The organism is Paraglaciecola marina, assembly GCF_004360155.1.
GTDB classification, from domain to species: Bacteria; Pseudomonadota; Gammaproteobacteria; order Enterobacterales; family Alteromonadaceae; genus Paraglaciecola; species Paraglaciecola marina.
The window spans coordinates 29610-48720 of record NZ_ML178721.1 but is presented as its reverse complement, the minus strand read 5'-3'; the positions used below and the strand labels follow the sequence as shown (position 1 = coordinate 48720).

At 39.8% G+C, this 19111-nt stretch carries 13 protein-coding genes; 10 read left to right on the top strand and 3 right to left on the bottom strand.

Annotated elements, in window-relative coordinates; genetic code table 11:
- Nucleotides 1-118 precede the first annotated feature (118 nt).
- From EOK74_RS02200 to EOK74_RS02190, 3 genes are all read left to right on the top strand, one after another.
- On the top strand, nt 119-610 hold the full coding sequence (locus EOK74_RS02200; protein WP_133468276.1) for an RNA polymerase sigma factor: 492 nt from the start codon (nt 119-121) through the stop codon (nt 608-610).
- 76 nt (nt 611-686) lie between these two features.
- Complete coding sequence (locus tag EOK74_RS02195; RefSeq protein WP_133468275.1) at nt 687-1649, top strand: FecR family protein; 963 nt, start codon at nt 687-689, stop codon at nt 1647-1649.
- Nucleotides 1650-1697: 48 nt separating this feature from the next.
- The gene (locus EOK74_RS02190; RefSeq protein ID WP_133468274.1) at nt 1698-4697 is read left to right on the top strand and encodes a TonB-dependent receptor; all 3000 of its coding nucleotides are present in this window, start codon (nt 1698-1700) and stop codon (nt 4695-4697) included.
- 240 nt (nt 4698-4937) lie between these two features.
- Here EOK74_RS02190 and EOK74_RS02185 read toward each other — a convergent pair whose 3' ends face one another.
- Nucleotides 4938-7685, bottom strand: a complete 2748-nt coding sequence (locus tag EOK74_RS02185; RefSeq protein ID WP_133468273.1) for a TonB-dependent receptor — start codon at nt 7683-7685, stop codon at nt 4938-4940.
- Nucleotides 7686-7712: 27 nt separating this feature from the next.
- Nucleotides 7713-8810 (bottom strand): Ca2+-dependent phosphoinositide-specific phospholipase C, encoded by a 1098-nt coding sequence (locus EOK74_RS02180; protein WP_166638699.1) that lies wholly within the window; start codon nt 8808-8810, stop codon nt 7713-7715.
- A gap of 213 nt (nt 8811-9023) precedes the next feature.
- Here EOK74_RS02180 and EOK74_RS02175 point away from each other — a divergent pair, with 213 nt between their 5' ends.
- Genes EOK74_RS02175 through EOK74_RS02165 form a run of 3 tightly spaced genes read left to right on the top strand, consistent with a single transcriptional unit; the run spans nt 9024 to nt 12983 of the window.
- Nucleotides 9024-10871 (top strand): metallophosphoesterase family protein, encoded by a 1848-nt coding sequence (locus EOK74_RS02175; RefSeq protein ID WP_166638698.1) that lies wholly within the window; start codon nt 9024-9026, stop codon nt 10869-10871.
- 29 nt (nt 10872-10900) lie between these two features.
- A complete protein-coding gene (locus tag EOK74_RS02170) occupies nt 10901-12229 on the top strand; it encodes a nitrate- and nitrite sensing domain-containing protein (protein ID WP_239023978.1) in 1329 nt (442 codons plus the stop codon).
- 1 nt (nt 12230) lies between these two features.
- Nucleotides 12231-12983: an SDR family oxidoreductase gene (locus EOK74_RS02165; protein ID WP_133468270.1), complete on the top strand. Its 753-nt coding sequence runs from the start codon at nt 12231-12233 to the stop codon at nt 12981-12983.
- A 38-nt stretch (nt 12984-13021) separates the two neighbouring features.
- Here EOK74_RS02165 and EOK74_RS02160 read toward each other — a convergent pair whose 3' ends face one another.
- Complete coding sequence (locus EOK74_RS02160; RefSeq protein ID WP_133468269.1) at nt 13022-14545, bottom strand: FG-GAP repeat domain-containing protein; 1524 nt, start codon at nt 14543-14545, stop codon at nt 13022-13024.
- Between the two features lie 238 nt (nt 14546-14783).
- Between EOK74_RS02160 and EOK74_RS02155 the strand changes: the two genes are divergently transcribed.
- The 4 genes from EOK74_RS02155 (at nt 14784) to EOK74_RS02140 (ending at nt 19110) form a co-directional block, all read left to right on the top strand.
- Nucleotides 14784-15125: a MerR family transcriptional regulator gene (locus EOK74_RS02155; protein WP_133468268.1), complete on the top strand. Its 342-nt coding sequence runs from the start codon at nt 14784-14786 to the stop codon at nt 15123-15125.
- A gap of 56 nt (nt 15126-15181) precedes the next feature.
- Nucleotides 15182-16048, top strand: a complete 867-nt coding sequence (locus EOK74_RS02150) for a PhzF family phenazine biosynthesis protein (protein WP_133468267.1) — start codon at nt 15182-15184, stop codon at nt 16046-16048.
- Between the two features lie 132 nt (nt 16049-16180).
- A complete protein-coding gene (locus tag EOK74_RS02145) occupies nt 16181-17002 on the top strand; it encodes a hypothetical protein (RefSeq protein ID WP_133468266.1) in 822 nt (273 codons plus the stop codon).
- Between the two features lie 44 nt (nt 17003-17046).
- Nucleotides 17047-19110: a DUF3857 domain-containing transglutaminase family protein gene (locus EOK74_RS02140; protein ID WP_133468265.1), complete on the top strand. Its 2064-nt coding sequence runs from the start codon at nt 17047-17049 to the stop codon at nt 19108-19110.
- Nucleotide 19111 lies beyond the last annotated feature (1 nt).

The following is a 19111-nucleotide window of genomic DNA, read 5'->3' as shown; positions in this document are numbered from 1 at the left end:
AGCAAACCCAACTGCCTTCATATAATTGACACATAATTGCAATACAGTAGCCAACACAATGCAGACAAAGTGGCTATGTAATAGTTCAGCACATGATATCTAATAGTCGAAAAACAAAATGAACCCAAAAGATCCATTTTTTGCATCTATTCCAAAACTTAGGTCATTTGTGCAAACCCGCACTAAGAATAATGATCTGACTGATGATGTGGTCCAAGAAACTATGCTTAGAACGTTTCGTAGCAGAGAAATTGATAATCTCCAAAATCCACTTGCTTACATGCTAACTGTATCTAAAACAGTGCTGTTTGATCACTGGAAGTCAAAACCAAAAGCAGAGACAGATATCCAACTGGACACTCTAGAAGACAAAAGCGCAGGTATCGAAGAAGTATATTTACAGCAAGAAAAAATCCGTATTTTACGTAATGTGCTTGGAAATATGCCGGAGCTGAGAAGAAAAGTATTCGAAATGCGCCGTATCGAGGGCAAAAGCCGAGACGATATAGCAGAAGAATTAGGGATATCAGTTGAAGCTGTTAAAAAGCATATTAATCGCGCCATGGTTGAATTAACAAGTTGCGCAGAAAAGCATGACTGGAATTTTTAGTGAAATATTTGTCCCCTTTTATGTTAAATACACGTTTTAATTATATAAGCTTTAGCTCCCTAGTAGAGAAGTAGTAATGAGACCCGAAATACTGGAACAAGCGGCACAGTGGCTTGACCAAGAAACAGAATTAACAACTACCCAGCAGACGGAGTTAAAAGCCTGGCTACAAACCCCAGAACATGCAGCTGCCTATGATAAAATGCAGAAGTTACTCAACTCAGAGGCTCTAGCTGAAGCTTTACGTCAACCATCAAGTCCTCGGGTTATACCAATAAATAGCAAGCCAAAATCTAAGATAACACTAGCCATTGCAGCCTCTGTAGCCCTAATTTTCGGGCTTAGTTACATGATTTTTCTCAATAACCTTGTACCAATTAAGCCAATTCAAACTGCGGCCCTTAGCACGCCTAACTACCATGTAGAAATCACAGCCCCCATTGCAAAACGTACATCAAGCTTGCTTGAAGATGGTAGCCATGTGCACCTTAACGCCAATAGCGTATTAAGTGTTTCTCAAACCAAAGAACAACGCTTTGCAGCACTTACCCAAGGACAAGTATTTTTTGATATAGCGCCAGACAAAAATAGACCTTTCGTGATTGATGCCGGTGATTCTGAAATAACCGTGTTAGGTACCTCATTTGATGTGGAACGTACTCCCAACTACACCAGCATTAGTGTTTACGAGGGGGTCGTAAAAGTAAAAGCGGATAAAGAAATCACCTTAACCAAAGGCCAAGGTATAAGAGTCGAATCAGGCCAGATAATCAGCTATACAGATAAAAACCATCAGATGCTCCCTCTATGGCGTACCGGCTGGCTAGAAGTAACTGATGCTGCAATTACAGATGTAGCAACACAGCTGCAGGCCTATCTAGAAAAAGAAATTATTCTAGAAGAGCCAATAACAAGTTTGCGTATTAATGGTCGCTTTGCCCTAGACCGACCCGAAGAGTCACTCATGCTTATTTCAAAAACCAATCAACTAGAGCTACACAATGAAGCACAACGTATTGTACTTCGCTCAAAGAAATAACCAGACAAGCATTTTAACTTCCCATGAGTGGGTTATGGGCCTAAACCATTGAAAGTTAGCCTAAAGCCACCTTACTTACCGTGTTTACACGTTATCCTGCCCCCATATGTCTACTTACTACTAGGGATCTTAGGGCTATTTCTAAGTCCCACTAGCTTTGCAGAGCAAGTGTTAAAAAGCCACTATTTAAATATTAAAAATAAACCACTAGCTGAAGTCGTTAAGGAATTTTCAGTAGTCTTTAATATTCCATTTGCGGTCAATTCAGATCTTGCTGATTCACAACTGGTAATAAATATTCAAGGTGAATATCCGCTAGATGCAGCTTTAGATTCTATATTCCAAGAAACACCCATCACTTACGAAATATCTGAATTTGGTGTCATGATAGTTCCACGGCCTGTACTTGAAGCAACCCAAGAACTCCCCGCCATAGACAAGATTACAGTCACTGGTATCCGCGGGACCTTAAAACGGGCCAGAGACATAAAATACACAACCACAGAAATATCAGATGCCATTGCCGCTGAAGACATGGGCAATTATTCAGATATCAATATTGCAGAATCGCTACAAGGCATTCCTGGGGTAACCATAACCAGAGAAGCGGGGGAAGGGAGACAATTATCCTTGCGCGGCACACTGCCGGATTTTACCCAAGTGACCTTAAATAACATGCCTGTGCTGGCCAATAACGACTCTCCTATGGATAGTAGAGAGCAAAAACAACGTGACCGTTCATTTGATTTCAACGTGTTTTCTTCCGAATTATTTAATCAAGCTCAAGTACTCAAGGCATATTCAGTGGAGCAAGTATCGGGAGGACTAGCGGGTACGGTAGCCCTGCAAACCAGTAAGCCGTTTGATCAACCAGGCTTCAACTTAATTTTTTCTCCGCAAATTGGCTACAACCAATACAGTGAAGAATTAGCTAAACGTTTCACAGGATTGATATCTAATACTTGGGGAAATTGGGGCTACCTGTTATCGGCCTCCTATGGAACAAGAGAAGCAGAAGAGCGCGGCGCTAACACCTTTAGGTGGCGCCACACAGCCCTGCCACAGAGCTCTTTAACTTTATTACCCGAAGCCTTGCAAGCAAGCTTACAAAGTGGCGATGTTATCATGCCAAAGGGCAACCGCTATTCAGTATGGCGAAGTGCACAAAGTCGCTTAGGTGTTAGCCTCGCCTTACAATACCAAGATCCCAAAACATCAATCACATTTGATGTACTACATGCTCTTCTCGATTCAGATAGAACAGAGTATCACCTATACCCAAGGGGTGACCAATCAACACCCATTATTGTTGACCAGACAAAAGTGTTAGATGTAGAAATAAACTCCAATCAAGAGCTAGTCTATGGCCTATATGAAAACGCAAGGGTAGCCACCGAAAGTCGCGCACAGCAAACACAAACGGATTACAATCAAGTTGTACTCAATGCCAAAACTGCAATCAATGACAATTTAAGTGTCGCTTTGGTTGCAGGCATAGAAGACTCAAACTTTGACATTCCACTCAGTAACAAAATTTACACTAAAGGCCAAAGTAACCTTAGTGTCGACTACAGAGCTGACCGTTTCTTTGCTGATATACACTATGATAATGACTTGTTAGGTGCAGATATGTGGCAAATGCAAGAAATTGATTTAGAGGAATATTCTGCCCATACCCGCTATCAACATGCCGAGATATCCTTTGAACACCAGTTAAAGTCTGGATTTTCTGCTAAATGGGGCGGTGAATACACCCAATTTAGCAATGCCAGTACCAGTTTATATCAAGACAATCTGTTAAAAGATAATTGGGCTGCATTTGCCAATGGAGTGGCGCCGGGCGAGCCAGACGAACATGGTGCCATAAGTCGGGACAATACACTTCCTCAACATTTAGTCACTCCCCTTTATGCCCATCCCAAGGTCGATTGGTTAAGGTTACAAACCAATACAGCCATTGAGTACTTTGGTATTGATCCCTTTCATTTAACAAATAACTCCCTAGAGATCACACAATTACAGAATGAAACAACTGAAACCAAAAAATCTGCTTTTGTGTTAATGTCATGGGGAAACACAGAACTAGATGCCAAATTTGGCCTGAGGTTGCAACAAGAAAAGGTAAAGGTTAACTACCATCTAACAACGGGTGATTTCTCCTCAGCGAAAACCCACCAGACCCTACTACCTAGCATTAACTTATCTTGGGAGTTTGAACCCGATTGGTTAATACGCGCCGGTGTATCCCGCAACACAGCTCGACCATCATTAAATGACTTGTCCAGTGCACCTACTTACTTAGAAGATAGTAATACTCTTCTCGGCTTGAATGACTCTCTGGCACCTTATATTTCAAATAATCTCGATCTCGCTCTAGAAGGCTATATTCAAGATAATATCTTGTTTTCGTTCTCTGCATTTTATAAACGAATTTCTGATTTTATCGCTACAAAATCTGAAACAATAAGATTTGCAGATACTGGGCTAGCTAATATTTTGCCAACAACCAATTTAAGCTCAGACTCTCTAGTTAAGTTAGTCACCAAAGATAACCATGAATCCGCTTCACTTAGCGGTATTGAAACTATGCTAGCTTACGAATGGTCTCATTTGCCAGCACCATGGAAAAACATAGGAATGATTGGGCAGTATACTTTTACCAATGGCAGCATGAATTACTACAACGAACTAACAGGTGAAAAGCTCTTCAGAAAAGCCTTCCCTTATTTATCAAAACAAACGGCTTCTGTGACACTATATTACGAAACAGACCTACTCAGTACCCGCATATCTGCAACCTATCGCGACAAATACATTCATCAAGTCAACAGCCAAACCTTAAACGAAGAAGATGAAACAGGTTTTCACGCTACAGTTTATATCGATGCGAGCTTAGCTTATCAACTAAGTCCTCAGTGGCAGTTCAAAATACAAGCTCAAAACCTAAGTAACCAAAGGGAAGAGCAATACAGTGACTCTGCAGACAGGGCGTATAATTCAGTTACTAGTGGCCGAACCTATTATTTGGGATTAACTTATCAGTACTAGCCCCCTCTCATTGGTTAGCCCTTAACTCTTTAAAACAACAACACACATTCGTAACATTCCTAGAGGTTAATTTTATGTGTTTTTTTCTACCATAAGAATATGTGATAGTTAGCCCTTACTTAGGCCATCTACCTTTGAAAATACTGATTGTTTTTGTGGTGAGACATAAAAAAGCCAGCATAAATGCTGGCTTCTAAACCGTCAGTAAATATTTAGACGGGTGCTTGTACTATTAATACATTAAAAGCTGTAAGTAGCCCCCACATAAAACGTACGACCATTTTTAGTGGTGTTATAGAGTCTATCTGCACTATCACTGTATTGCTCTTCACGTACATCCGTTAAGTTGGTTCCTTCTATGGTCACTTTAACCTGCTCAGATACATTGTAAAAAGCAGAGAAGTCTACATAAGTGGTAGCATGGAACCCTCTTTCATCTTCATCACTGTTTGAAGATACATTCGAGATATAGTCACTACGATGTGCTGCAGAAACACGTGCGCCCCAAGTATCTTGCTCGTAATAAATGGTGAAATTACCAGAATGCTCAGACAAACCAGGGAAAGACTTGTATTCATCAACGCCCGTGTTGCCTACGTTTCGGTATAATGCTTCACCATCTGCATAGGTGTAATTGGCAATCATCCCTAGATGATTAAAAGGAGCAGGTAAAAAGTCAAAATCACGCTGAAACGCTAATTCGTATCCCACTATGTCACTTTTATCGGTATTGATAGGTTGAATAACAGTAAAGATAGTGTCGGCTGACTGAGGGTTACCAAGCTCATCTACCTCTCCTAAAAACGACAATGCATAACCGGTATCGCCATAGGCCACCTCTGTGGTGTCAGTGACAATAAAGTTATCGATAGACTTATTAAAATAAGCAAAAGAAACATAACCTACTTCATCAAAATAATATTCGAGAGCCATCTCAAAATTGTTTGACTCAAACGGCTCTAAATTAGGATTACCAGCAGAAATACTTAATCCATTGGTAGAGTTTGGATCATTCTCTACAGTTCCAGCAGCGTTCAAAGCACTTAAAGAAGGACGTGTAATGTTCTTACCCAGGCTTGCTCTTACCACTAAGTTATCCGTTGCGTCCCACGCCAAATTAACTGTAGGCAATACACCTGAATAATCTTGAGTCACCTCAGCTAACTCTCCATTTACCACACCAAAAGAACTAATCTGTGTATCATAATAGCGAGCGCCAAGGTTGCCTCGTAAAAAGCCACCAGCAAAGTCAGCTTCAAACTCATATTGTAGATACGCACCTAGGGTATCTTCAGTGACTTTATCTGAATACTCAGCCTTGGCTAGGTTATTATCAATACCAAACGCGTTTAGCACACCATTTACATCAACCGCTAGCCACTCTTGCTCTTTATGACCGGTATAAGTGTAAGTAAGGCTAGGGTCAACAATATCGCTAACGTCACCTTGTTCCCATTCGGTGCGCAATAGATTACCTTGGCTGTTTTCCCATGCTTCATTTTCAAAGGTTTTTAATGATAAGCCCGCCGAAATAGCCCCTGCATTGTCAAATACATAAACACCATCTATTTTAGCGATATCAAAGGAGTTCTCGATTTGGTCTTCTTCTAAGTCGACTTCATGGTAGCGGTATTCGTTTACATCTGTCACATCATAACCATAAGTGTTCACACCATAAAAACGGTCTTGTCTGTAATCAATGGTTTGCTCACCAAAAGACTCTAAATAAACCTTAGTGCTACCGGTTTCAAATTCGCTGCTTGAAGTGCCTAATAAAGCGGTAAGGGTAAAGTCTTGGTTAACATTCCACTCACTGTTTAAAACCATTTGTGTAAATGTAGTATCGGCGTATTGCTGACGGCTTTCTGAGTGAAGAGCGGCATTATCGAAATGAGAATAAATCACTTCGTTACCCCCATTGTATTCAATGTCTAATAGACTTGAACAGATTGCCTCATTAGCGACGTCTTGAATATTAACGTAGGTTGGGCCAGTACAACCTAAAGCAGTAGAACTTGAGCCTCGGCTTTGCAAGTGAAACTCATCCCGAGCATTATCTAAAACACCATACAGGCCATCAAAGCCTAGTTTAAAGCTATCACTTGGGCGGTATTGTAATGCCACTGTCGCCCCGACTCGGGTTTGCTCATTCTCAAAGGTTGAATAACGGCTACCACGAGAAAAACGTAGCTCGCCAGAATTAACCGCTGCTTGGTCTGCTTCTGATAATGCAGAAATGTCTGAGCCTTGTGAGTTTCTCAAACGCCAGCGATAGGTATCAAAGCCCTGTTCACTAGTATTACGTTTACTATAAGCTACTGAAGCCAAAGCGCCAAAGTCTCCCCAGGTATTCGAAATTAATCCGGCAATACGAGGACTAGTTCCATCAGCCAAAGTGTTTTTTCCTATTTGCCCACTCACTGCACCTTTAAAGCCATCGTAGTCAAAAGGTTTAGCTGTTACTAAGTTAACCGTACCGCCTATGCCACCTTCATCCATATTGGCAGAAAAGGACTTACTCACGTCTACTCGATTGAATAACTCTGAAGCAAAAATATTAAAATCAAACGCACGAGAGCGGCTAATAGAGCCTCGGCTATCCATAGCAGAAGACGAGGTACCTAATGCTTCCATGCCGTTAAGTTGCACTTGGGTAAAGTCTGGCCCTAAACCACGTAGAGATATTTGGCGACCTTCGCCCCCTTCTCTAGTAATAGCAATACCAGGAATACGCTGTAGCGCATCAGCAAGGTTAAGATCCGGGAAGTCAGCTATATCTTCAGCCACGATAGAATCTTGAGAGCCTAGGGCTTCACGCTTTAAATCTCGCGCTTTAAGTAAGCTTCCTCGAAAGCCATTTACTTCAATTTTTTCAATATCTTGATTGCCAGCGTCTTGATTACTTTGCGCCAATGATGCAGCAGACACTGAACTTAGTCCGGCTATTACCGCTAATACTAGAGGTTGTTTAATAAAACGTTTTTGCATGTGAAACTCCAAAAGTGTATTTAAATTTTAATTGTTAAGCCTTGATGAAAAGACATGAAAAATAGGGTTAGGACGAATGAAATGGTTAGTGTTAAAAACAACGGAATAACCCGCCTCTTGGGCCTGAGTTGAACCTTGATAAAAATCACTAGAAATTACCTGCGCGCCACTATTAAATGCAGCTTCTTTGCGGCTAGCACGCTGAAGATTAGTCGCACTCAAATTAGCGTCTGAGCGGGTTCTGACCATGTAGCCCTGCTTCACAGCCGAGTGGATTTCTGCAAATTTTTTAATAGGATCATTTATGATTAAAAAGGCTGACTCTGCTTGGCCTGGGGCAAAAGATGCAAACATGGCTCGGCCCCTTAAAGAAGCATGCTCAGCTGCATACAAACTGTTTTGTCTAGGGTTACCATCAAATAAGAATAAGAACTTACCTCTTAGCTCTGCTAGCTCTGGCCATCCTTGCGTCAGCACTGCTTTTTCTAAGGTGGAATAATTGCCCCGCAGCTTGTCTGGGGTAAACAGTTTTTCTTTTGGCACAACTTGCCTAATTTCATTGTCTATCTGGGCATAGTCTTTGGAGTGAAACGTGAAAGGCTGCTGTCCTTTGATAAAACCAACAGAACTTTCTTTAACATTAATTAAAATGATGAATGGAAAATGATTGGGGTGGGCCTCAGACCAACTTAAAAGTTGAGTTAGGCACTGTTTAAACAAGTTACAATGAGACTTAACATCAACATCAGGAATATGTAAAACCTTCAAACCTGATTGCTTGAGTAACTCTCGCTCTGATGTATTTAATACAGTCTGCTCAAGGATTTCTTCCAGTTTAGGATGAGCATACATGCCACTGGTAGGGTCAAGTAGCAGGTCAATTTCAAAGTGTCGAATGCCTAATTTTAATTGCTCATTTAACGGAGGATGAGAATAATCAATCGCCTTAGCTAACTTTGGATCATGAGACATGACATAAGTTAAGGCGGAAATTGGCATCACTTGTTTGTAGCTATTATGTGATCCAATTACTTGGAACTGATTGAAGGGTTCTGCCAAAAGCGGCAAGCTTCCAAGCAACCCCAAAAAACTCAATACCTTAGTTATTTTACTTAAATTACTCACAGTAAATTGCTCTGTCTGTATCAACTGACCCTATTGAGTAGTAATCCCCTAAAAAGGGGACAGAGCATTTTCTGCTAGCTAGCAATCTTCATAAAAGTGTCACATAAAACACTGTTTTTAAAACTATTTTACAATAATTTGTCCCCTTTTAGGTTGTGACTCAGTCTTACTATGATCAGTCAAAAATGCTGCCTTAAAAACCCTATGATAAATATGAGAATGCTAAAAAAAGTCATAAACCTATTAGTGATTCAGTTTTGCTTTGTGATATCAATAACGACATACGGGGCTACGCCCCCAAAACAAAGTATCAAGATTGCATTTTTGGCAGATATTCACCTCCATGATATTTATGCAGATATAGAACTCTCCTCTGATCAAGACCACGACTTATTTCCTAAAGACAAAGACAAAAAGACACTGATAATGCGGAGTATGTCTTCCCAGTTAAAATCAACTCGCCTTTTTAATGAAAACTATTTTGTTCTAACCGCAGCACTAGACGATATTGTCGCTAGAAACATAAAATTAGTGGCGTTACCTGGCGACTTTACAGACGATGGTCAACCAATCAATGTACAGGCTGTCAAAGCCATCTTAGATAGATACAGCAGAGACCATGACATACAGTTTTTTGTCATTACAGGTAACCATGATCCAGTTAGACCATTTAGTGTGCCTGGTGGAAAAAGTGATTTTTTGCTGCAAAACGGCGAAGAAGCTGGAATTTACAGCCTCAATCATAGCAAGTGTAAAACCCAGTCTGATAATCAAAAGCAAGTTTATTGTTCAAAAGACATTCAGCACTGGGGTTATCAGGAAATAATGGAGTCTTTAGCCCACCATGGTTTTATGCCAAAAGCAGACTACCTGTATTATGAAACGCCTTTTACCCAATCCAATGACAACCTAGCTGTAGATCATTCTATGCAAAAGCGTTATTTGGATTGGTGCTCAGATGGCCAACCCAAGCTATGTTACAAAATGCCAGATGCAAGTTACCTAGTAGAGCCCATTGATGGCTTATGGGTGTTAGCCATAGACGCAAACGTATATGTCATTGATGATAACGATAGTCACAAGTTTCAAGGCTCAAGCAATGCTGGCTACAATGCAATGTTTAGATATAAAAAGCCGGTATTAGATTGGATTGAGTCTGTGGTTACTCGCGCAAAACAATCTAACAAGCAGTTAGTGGCCTTTAGTCATTTTCCAATGACAGATTTCTATGATGGCGCATCTGACAGAATGCGCGCTCTATTCGGTAAAAACACCTTTCAAATGAAAAGGTTACCCACTGGGCAAACAGAAAACCTGTTAGCTAACACAGGACTACAATTACACTTTGCAGGGCACATGCATATAAATGATACAGGCTCGGCAAAATCAGACTCTGGCAGCACCTTATATAATATTCAAGTTCCTAGCTTAGCGGCATATCAACCCGCTTATAAATTACTCACATTATCTGCAGCAAACATTGCGGAAATAGAAACTATTTCAGTTAGTAAAGTGCCTGAATTTGATACGCTTTTCACTCACTACCAAACCGAATGGCACTTTAATCACAGCCATAAACTCCCCAACTGGGATCAAGACATACTGGCTGTAAGTTCATATGCAGAGTTTACAGACAAACATTTACAAGGGGTCATTACTAATAGGTATTTGCCCAAAGAGTGGCCGCAAGACTTAGTATCTTTTTTAGAAAACAATTCGTTATCAACTCTTTTAGCCCTTAACAGCTGCGCCCCTTTGGACAACTTAGCAAACCAGGCTTACAAGTCGATAGCAGCAAACAATGCCTTAACTTTAATTTATGATTTCTACCGAATTAAAAATGCGGATCATATTGCAGCCATTAACGCCAACAAGAAGAGGTTTTACCTGTATTTAAATCAAGCCTATGAACACTGCGAAGTAGCAGACAACCAATTGTTTACACAGCTTCAGAAACTCCTATCTACCCTCGCCCTAATGTTACAAAGCGAGCCCAGTGCTAATTTTATTATCGACTTAAATACCCATACCCTAACGAATAAAACTGAAAAACCGCAGTAACATAAATCGACAATAAAGCTTATTGGTTAATGAATGATAATCCTTTAAGCTTTCCCCATACTCTAATTTATTTGAAGCAGATAATGAGCGCCCATAGCGACGTCACTAAACGATTTTTATTAGCCACCAAGCGAGCTGAAATTAATGCCCTGCAATTAGTCGCCTCTAATTGCCAAGTGGTGACAACGGTTTCTGAGCTCATCCATCAGCTGCAAAAAGAAAGAGGGATCAGTAATATCTTTTTAAGCAGTGCAAATAGAAGGTTTGAACAAGAGCATAAAGATCAAATTGATAGGGGAATTCAAGCAGAAGAGCTATTGCGAAGCCAATTAAAAGCTAAGTATTTGCACTCCGATGACATATCTAACAACATGCGTTTGTTGAACACTATTACCTTAGCCCTACAAGGATTAGATTATATTTCTACCCTTAGGTACAAGGTACAAAAGCAAGAGCTGACTGCGCTACAGTCAATGCAAGCTTATAACCAACTTATTAAAGGCTTGTTGTCGGTCGTATTTGAAGCGGCGGATGTGGGCAGCGATCCAAGTATTGCCAAGATATTAGTGGCCTTGTTTAACTTTATTCAAGGTAAAGAATACGCAGGACAAGAGCGAGCTACTGGCGCTTTAGGGTTTTCAAAAAGCATGTTTGACCAGTCTTTATGCGAGAGTTTAAGTCAACTGCAACAAGCGCAAACCGACAGTTTTACAACCTTTGAAGAATTTGCTTCGAATCAAGAAAATACCATGTGGCATTCATTACAAGGCAAAGACACAAACAAGCAGTTGCAACAAATGCGTACTATGATGCAGCAGCTTGCTGATGGCTCTGCCATTTCTTCAGAAATTAGCGAAGTATGGTACGAACTCACCACCCATCGAATTGATGCCATGCGAGCCATTGAAGAGCAGCTTACCTCTAGACTACTAGAAGTGGCGCAACAGCGCGTTGAGCAAGCAGATAAAGAGTTATCGGAGCATAAAAAACGGGTTAATAAATTAGCAGCCACATCTCCCCTTTCTACTGAGCTCACCTTAGATATGGTACTCGATGTATCTGCTGAGAATATCCCTAAGGCCTATAACTCCCAGTTAAATGATCTAGCAGATAATTCTTTGTACGACTTACTTCGTGAGCAATCAGAAAATATTAAAAAGATGACAAGCGAACTTGAGCTCGCCAAACAAGCCATTGCAGAACAAAAAACCATTAACCGAGCCAAGCTATTACTTATGCAACAACTAAAATACAACGAATCTCAAGCCCATAGAGCATTACAAAAACAGGCAATGGATCAAAAAGTTAGCCTTGCTGAAATGGCAAGGTTAGTTATTAAAGCCAGTGGTTCAAAATAATATGACAATACAAAAAGTAGCTGTCATTACTGGAGCTAGCCGTGGAATAGGCGCAGCAACGGCTAAGTTATTTGCCAAGCAAGGTTATGCTGTATGCATTAACTATAAATCTAACAAAAACGCGGCTGAAGACGTAGCTCAGGCAATCACCTCTGATGGCGGAAAATGTATCATAGTGCAGGCCGATGTCTCTTGTGAGAAAGACGTAGTAAATATGTTCGAATCAGTAGATAAGGCTTTAGGTAAGGTTTCGGTTTTAGTCAATAATGCTGCAATGTTAAAAACACAATCTCGCCTAGAAAACATGACAGCTGCCCGTATCAATGAGGTGCTGACAACCAACATCACAGGATATTTTTTATGCTGCCGCGAAGCAGTAAAAAGAATGTCTACCGCTCTTAGTGGCGATGGCGGGGTTATTGTGAACGTATCATCGGCAGCAGCCAGAACTGGCTCTCCCAATGAATATATTGATTACGCAGCATCTAAAGGAGCAATTGATACGTTAACAAAAGGGCTTTCATTAGAAGTGGCTGCAGAAGGAATTCGGGTAAACTGCGTACGACCGGGCCTTATTTACACCGATATGCATAGTGATGGTGGCGAGCCTAAAAGAATAGAACGTTTAAAAAATGCCATTCCCATGAAACGGGGCGGCCAGCCCGATGAAGTTGCCGAAGCAATTTATTGGCTAGCATCAGACAAGTCTTCTTTTGCAACGGGTAATTTTTTAGATTTAGCAGGTGGTTTATAACCCTAGTTAATGGCTAAATTCCCGCCTGAAATTAAACGTTATTTAGCCAACAACACCACTATTTGTTTATGGAGCTCTTCAGCATCGAGTTGCCCATAGTGAATTACTAAATCTGACTTACCATCTTTATTTAAATCTACAGAATCTATTGATGACGCATTTTGTGGCATGATCATTTTTTGTCTTAAAGAGCGCCTAGCATACGGTTTTTTACCATCTGGAGTAGCAAAGAGTACTCGAATAGCTGAGTCGCCATCGGAAAAAAGTAAATCTTTGACATTATCTCCATTTATATCAACCACTTTGATAAGGGGCTCGCCAGTGGCACCTTGAGATAAACTAAAGGTCATTTCAACTTCTTGGCTGACAAGTGGTTTTTCGCTATATTCGCCATTTTCACCCATGGCAAACAACAAAACATCTTGATCGATTCCCCCAGACAAGAGCGCACCTATGATTTGAGAAATACCAATATCAAAGGAAGATACAAATACCTCTTGAATACCATCACCTTCTAAGTCAACAAATGCTAAACCAGATAATGTTTCATCCCACTCAACACTAGTCTCAGCCTCTTCTGAGTACTGAAGTTTTTGTTGTTTCTGCCCAAAGTAAAATTCAAACTCGATATTTTTGTCTAATACACCTGAACTCTGGGTAAATTGTACTGCTAGATCAGGAATGCCATCACCATTAAGATCAGTAACCTCTTTAACAGTACGATGTTCTAAATTGCTTTGATTGAGATCTCTGCCATTGGGGCCTTTCATATCCCACCAGTTCAAACCATGTATGGTTTGTGCCAAGGGTATTAATATTGGCTTCACTGAAAACTGCATGTCTGGCTGTTGCTGAAATACCTTAAGGTTTCCTTGTTCAACTATAATCAGATCTGTTTTAGCGTCAAAGTTCATATCTTCAAAAAACAGCTTATTTTCATAAAATGAAACTCTGCCTTCTTCCATTTCTATTCTTGAATCAATAGGCAGTTTCTGGGGGTGCCTTAAGCCGCAACAATCCGACAACCATAAATTAAGGGATTCAAAGCTCTGTAAAACTATGTCGTTTAAGCCATCATCATTAATATCCTGAATAAAGTTTTGGTGTATAAAAACATCAGCAATATTAACTAAATACAAAGAAGACACTTGCTCTTCTTCAAGTATCCTTGAGGGATGTGACATATGCGCGGGAATATATCTAGTGACTAGATGTTTAGATAAAAAATAAATACTTTGCAAACCGGTATGATCAGGGTCGCCCACATCATAAGCGAATACTTTGGGGTCGATAGTGACGCTTTCATGTGTAAGATATTGGTGCGTCTCTGGGTCTAATTTTAAGATCAACAAAGTACGTTGCTGTAGCTCATCTACACCCACTACAATTAACTCAACACCCTCATCGTTCAATACATCAGCGGCTAAGACGGGCTGAGTTACCGTAATATCTAATGGAATAACTTGCTGCTTAAAAAGCTCGGTATATTTGGCGTAGCTCGGCCAAGCAAAGGTCCAAAGTAACGTGACGAAAACTATTGAGGGCAATGTAAATTTAGACATCTGACTCTGCTACTCCATGTGTACAATTATAATAATCATCAATTTAGCAAATTCCGCTGACAGGTATATGACAAAACTGTAAGGGATTAATACAAGTCCCATCACCATGCTAAAGATTGTTTAAAAACACCATCTTACTGTTTTTAATATAAAATTCGCAACATTCAATTCCCCCAAGCTGCATACAACGCCATTGCCTGATAAGCTAGCTCTAAGCTAACTTTTAGAGTCAAACAGTATGAAAATTGGGGCAATCAGCAAGGCCACAGGCTTAGGCATTCACACTATTCGATTTTATGAAAAAAAAGGCCTTATTCATCGGGCAAAAAAAGATGATAGCGGTCATAGAGTATATAACTCTAAAGATGTGGAACTTTTAAATTGGATAGCCTGTATGAAAAACTCTGGCATGCCATTAAGCCGAATCGAAAATTATGCTCACGCCTTTTATAGCGATAACAACCTCGCAAGCCTAAACATTTTAGAGGATCATCTAAACAAGCTATATCAACAGCAAGCAGATCTGCAACATTATATTGATGTCACCAGTGAGAAAGTAGCCCGGTTAAAAAAGTCTTGACCTAGAGTATGGTCTAGGTAGTTAGCATTAGTTCTCAATTCACTTGGAGAACAAACATGAATATAAACGTAGCAATACTCAATTCCTTTATTGATGGCACTACAGGCGGTAATCCAGCGGGTGTAGTTCTCAATGCAGACACCTTAAGCACAGCACAAAAGCTCACTATCGCACAACAAGTCGGCTTATCAGAAACCGCTTTTGTTTCGGCATCTAGCAGCGCTGATTTCAAACTTGACTTTTTTACACCTGAAAAACAAATAGCTCACTGTGGCCATGCAACCATAGCAACGTTTAGCTATTTGTCTCAGCTCAATTTAATCACTAATCCAAAAACGTCAAAAGAAACCATTGAAGGTAATAGAGATATCGAAATTAAAGGTGATTTGGCTTATATGGAGCAACTTGCCCCAACTTATCAAAATGTTGACTCTGATCGCGATGATATTTTAAAAGCCCTTGGGATCACTCAAAATCAGCTCTTAAAAGCTCCAATGATTGCAAATACAGGTAACAGCTTTCTCATTGTTGGGGTGAAAAGTAAAGGTGATTTAACCGCTATAAAACCAAACCAAACACTGATAGCTAAGCTCTCAAAAAAATATAATTTAATTGGATTTTATGTTTTTACGACCGAAACTAACCAAGGAAATAGAGACGCATCAAGCCGAATGTTTGCGCCTTACTATGGCATAGATGAAGAGTCGGCCACGGGCATGGCCGCTGGTCCTTTAGCTTGTTACCTATATGATGAGATGGAGATTCACAAAGACACCTTCGTTATAGAACAGGGTTACGCTATGCAACCAGCATCTCCGAGTTGTATTGAGGTAATGCTTACATTAAAAAATAACACAATTACTAAGGTGACAGCAGGTGGAACTGCAACTGTGTCAAAGATGCTAGATATAGAAATAGACTAAACCTATCCGCTAGCAGACAATCTCTAGTCTGTTAGCGAATGCAGCATTTCCTTGAATCACAATATCCAGTATTCAAACTTCGTCAATTTTAATGTTACTCTAGTTTAAATTGCAGATTAAAGGTCCAAAACCTTGTTAAGAATACTCATACTAATTTCCGCATTATTGACGATAGTAGCCCAAGCGACACCTCACCCATTCGAAACATTAAGTGGTTTAAAACGTTTTGATAAGGCAGCTACCCTGCCAAAAGCTGCTATAAACAGCTCTAAACTGTTTGATATTAAAGGGGTGAAAATTGGAGATAATGTACTATCACAAGCCATTAATCTAGACTCCCAAGGGGGCGACTTAGGTAGGATTCGAGGTGGCTATCGTAGCGATAAAATTCAATTTAGCTTTGACCAAGCGTACTTGGGAACTCGCCTTAATCAACTGCTCTCTCTTTACTTCAACAAAGATAGTGGCTTTGTAAATCGTATTAATATCAAATATTTACTAAAAGATAGTTATTTTGATATTACCCCAGTAAAAGAGCAAACACTGCAAGCAGCCATTCAAAAATATGGTGCTCCGTTTTCGATAGCGCAAGCCTACGCAATCAGTAAGCAACAAAAGGGGAATATCTCCTTAGAGCAGTTTATTGATGAGCTGCGAGAAGAGAACTCGATACACCCACTAGCTCTTGAATATTTAGAAAATAAAAACATCTCTAAAAGTGCAAAATTTGTATCAGACGATAATGAATATGCCCTTCTGCATACTGGTTTTGACCGTTGTTACCTATGGCAACAAAACAATTTCACCCAAGTATTGAGCTTTTGCTTTTTTGATAAAAGTGGGGCAAATATGAACGGCAGAGGAGTTGAACTAGAATTGTATAATTTTGTAATTGCTGAGGTAATAGCCACCACCAAGCCCAAAAGTATCACCCCTCCACTGTTAACGTTATAAAAATTAACTCTAGTCACAAACTATAAAATCATTCAGGAAAGAAGATGTTTCAATTTAGGATGCCAATTCGTCAAACAGCTAAACTATTACTCTGGGGGCTAACCCTATTAGGAATATGCCTTCCTAGCATAGGTGCAACTAATGTCAATTTGCACTCAGCCAAAGTATCCAAGGCAGCCCCCGCTCCATGGGTAGCATTGCAAGCCTATCAAGTAGGTGAATTGGCATCGCTCAATAGTCCAACCCATTATCATTTAGTAGACAATCAAATATCAGGAGTAAAGGGCAAGCAAGCCTACTCACGTTATGTGTATTCGCTCACAGATATTACCGGAGTAGAATCAAATTCTGATATCCGAGTTCGCTTTAATCCTGCATATGAAACCCTAGTAGTACATGATGTTAGCGTTCATCGAAATGGTAAAGTAGTCAACAATTTTGATATCGATGATATTGAAATAATTAATGCTGAAGAAAGTCAAGATAAGAACATTTATTCGGGCTTAGTTGATGCGTTATTGCTACTGAAAGGCACTCGAGTGGGAGATATTATTGACTATAGCTATACAGTTATTGGTTCAAATCCAGTATTTGGGAGCCGCCTTACTTATAGTACTTATCTAGGTTGGACTATACCGGTAGATAAGGTGAATGTTATCGCAAAAATGCCTAAAGACAGACCATTGAATCATAAAGTGTTTAATTCAAATGCCCAAATAAATACCAACGTATCAGGAGATTTACTAAGTTATTCACTGACTCTCACTGATGCCCCTGTTTTATTTGAAGAAGACAATATGCCCACTTCTTATAATCCCTACCCTTTTGTGCAGTTTAGCGAATACAATGACTGGCGTGATGTAGCCACTTGGGCAAATGACTTATTTACCACTGATTATATTCCGTCAAAAGAACTTGATGCTTTTATCCAAGAATTAAAAAGCCTAGATCAAGACACTGCGATCAGTCAGGCAATAAACTTTACACAAGACCAAATTAGATACTTAGGGTTAGAACTAGGTGAAAACTCCCATCGCCCTCATCGCCCATCAGACACATTTGAAAATAGAACCGGTGACTGTAAAGACAAATCCTATTTACTGGCTTTTTTACTGACTCAATTAGGAATTGACGCCCACCCTGCTTTAGTTTCAACAAGCTTTAAAGAGTCATTAAATAATTATTTACCTAGCCATAGTTTCTTTGACCATGCCATTGTAGAGTTTTCCGCCAATGGTCAGCGTTATTGGGTAGACCCTACTATCACCCATCAAGGAAAAACTTATCAATCAAAACATCAAACCGATTATGGTCTGGCATTAATTGTGAGCCCTGAGTCTTCAGGGCTTATTGATGCAACACCTTCCCAAAACTTTCTATCCCATATTGGTATTAAAGAACTTATTCTGAGTGCTGATTACATGTCACCGGTTCAATGGAAGATACAAACCAAGTTTAGTTTTCAAGAGGCAGAATATATTCGATATAGAGTTAAATCACAGGGAAAAGAAAAACTAAGTAAGCAGTATATGAACTACTATGCAAAACGTTTTCCAAACATAGAAGTACTAGAGCCATTAACAATTGACGACAATACTACAAGTAATATTGTAACCATCACTGAACATTACTTAGTTCCTGACTTTTGGTTTTTAAATGAGAATAATAGTGCAGAATTTCAATTAATAGGGAATTATGCAGGTCAATATGTTGAAAAACCTAACTCAATAAAGCGAGACCACCCCCTTGCTATAGCTGAACATGTATCAGTTGACCATGATGTGATTTTACAACTTCCTGAACATATTGATTTTACATCTGAGACAGAACATCTGGTTTTAGAAGACCAATACATCAAATTTATTTCAGATTTATCATATGATAGGCGTCGTTTTAGATTTAGAAACCAATATATTACAAAAAATAATAGTGTCCCTGTAAATCACATTTCAGAGCACATTGCTTTATTAGACAAAATCCAAAACCGTATGGCCTATAGCAACAGCATTACTAACGTTACCGAAGAATATGGTAGACCAGAATTAAACAAGCTTCTCACTACATTAAACTCAAAACAACTTACCCTTATTTCAAACACAGGACGTTAAT

Bases quoted from the DNA above. Each gene is read 5' to 3' on its own strand.
- EOK74_RS02200 (WP_133468276.1), top strand. From the start codon at position 119: ATGAACCCAAAAGATCCATTTTTTGCATCTATTCCAAAACTTAGGTCA.
- EOK74_RS02195 (WP_133468275.1), top strand. From the start codon at position 687: ATGAGACCCGAAATACTGGAACAAGCGGCACAGTGGCTTGACCAAGAA.
- EOK74_RS02185 (WP_133468273.1), bottom strand. From the start codon at position 7,685: ATGCAAAAACGTTTTATTAAACAACCTCTAGTATTAGCGGTAATAGCC.
- EOK74_RS02175 (WP_166638698.1), top strand. From the start codon at position 9,024: ATGAGAATGCTAAAAAAAGTCATAAACCTATTAGTGATTCAGTTTTGC.
- EOK74_RS02170 (WP_239023978.1), top strand. From the start codon at position 10,901: ATGAATGATAATCCTTTAAGCTTTCCCCATACTCTAATTTATTTGAAG.
- EOK74_RS02165 (WP_133468270.1), top strand. From the start codon at position 12,231: ATGACAATACAAAAAGTAGCTGTCATTACTGGAGCTAGCCGTGGAATA.
- EOK74_RS02160 (WP_133468269.1), bottom strand. From the start codon at position 14,545: ATGTCTAAATTTACATTGCCCTCAATAGTTTTCGTCACGTTACTTTGG.
- EOK74_RS02155 (WP_133468268.1), top strand. From the start codon at position 14,784: ATGAAAATTGGGGCAATCAGCAAGGCCACAGGCTTAGGCATTCACACT.
- EOK74_RS02150 (WP_133468267.1), top strand. From the start codon at position 15,182: ATGAATATAAACGTAGCAATACTCAATTCCTTTATTGATGGCACTACA.
- EOK74_RS02140 (WP_133468265.1), top strand. From the start codon at position 17,047: ATGTTTCAATTTAGGATGCCAATTCGTCAAACAGCTAAACTATTACTC.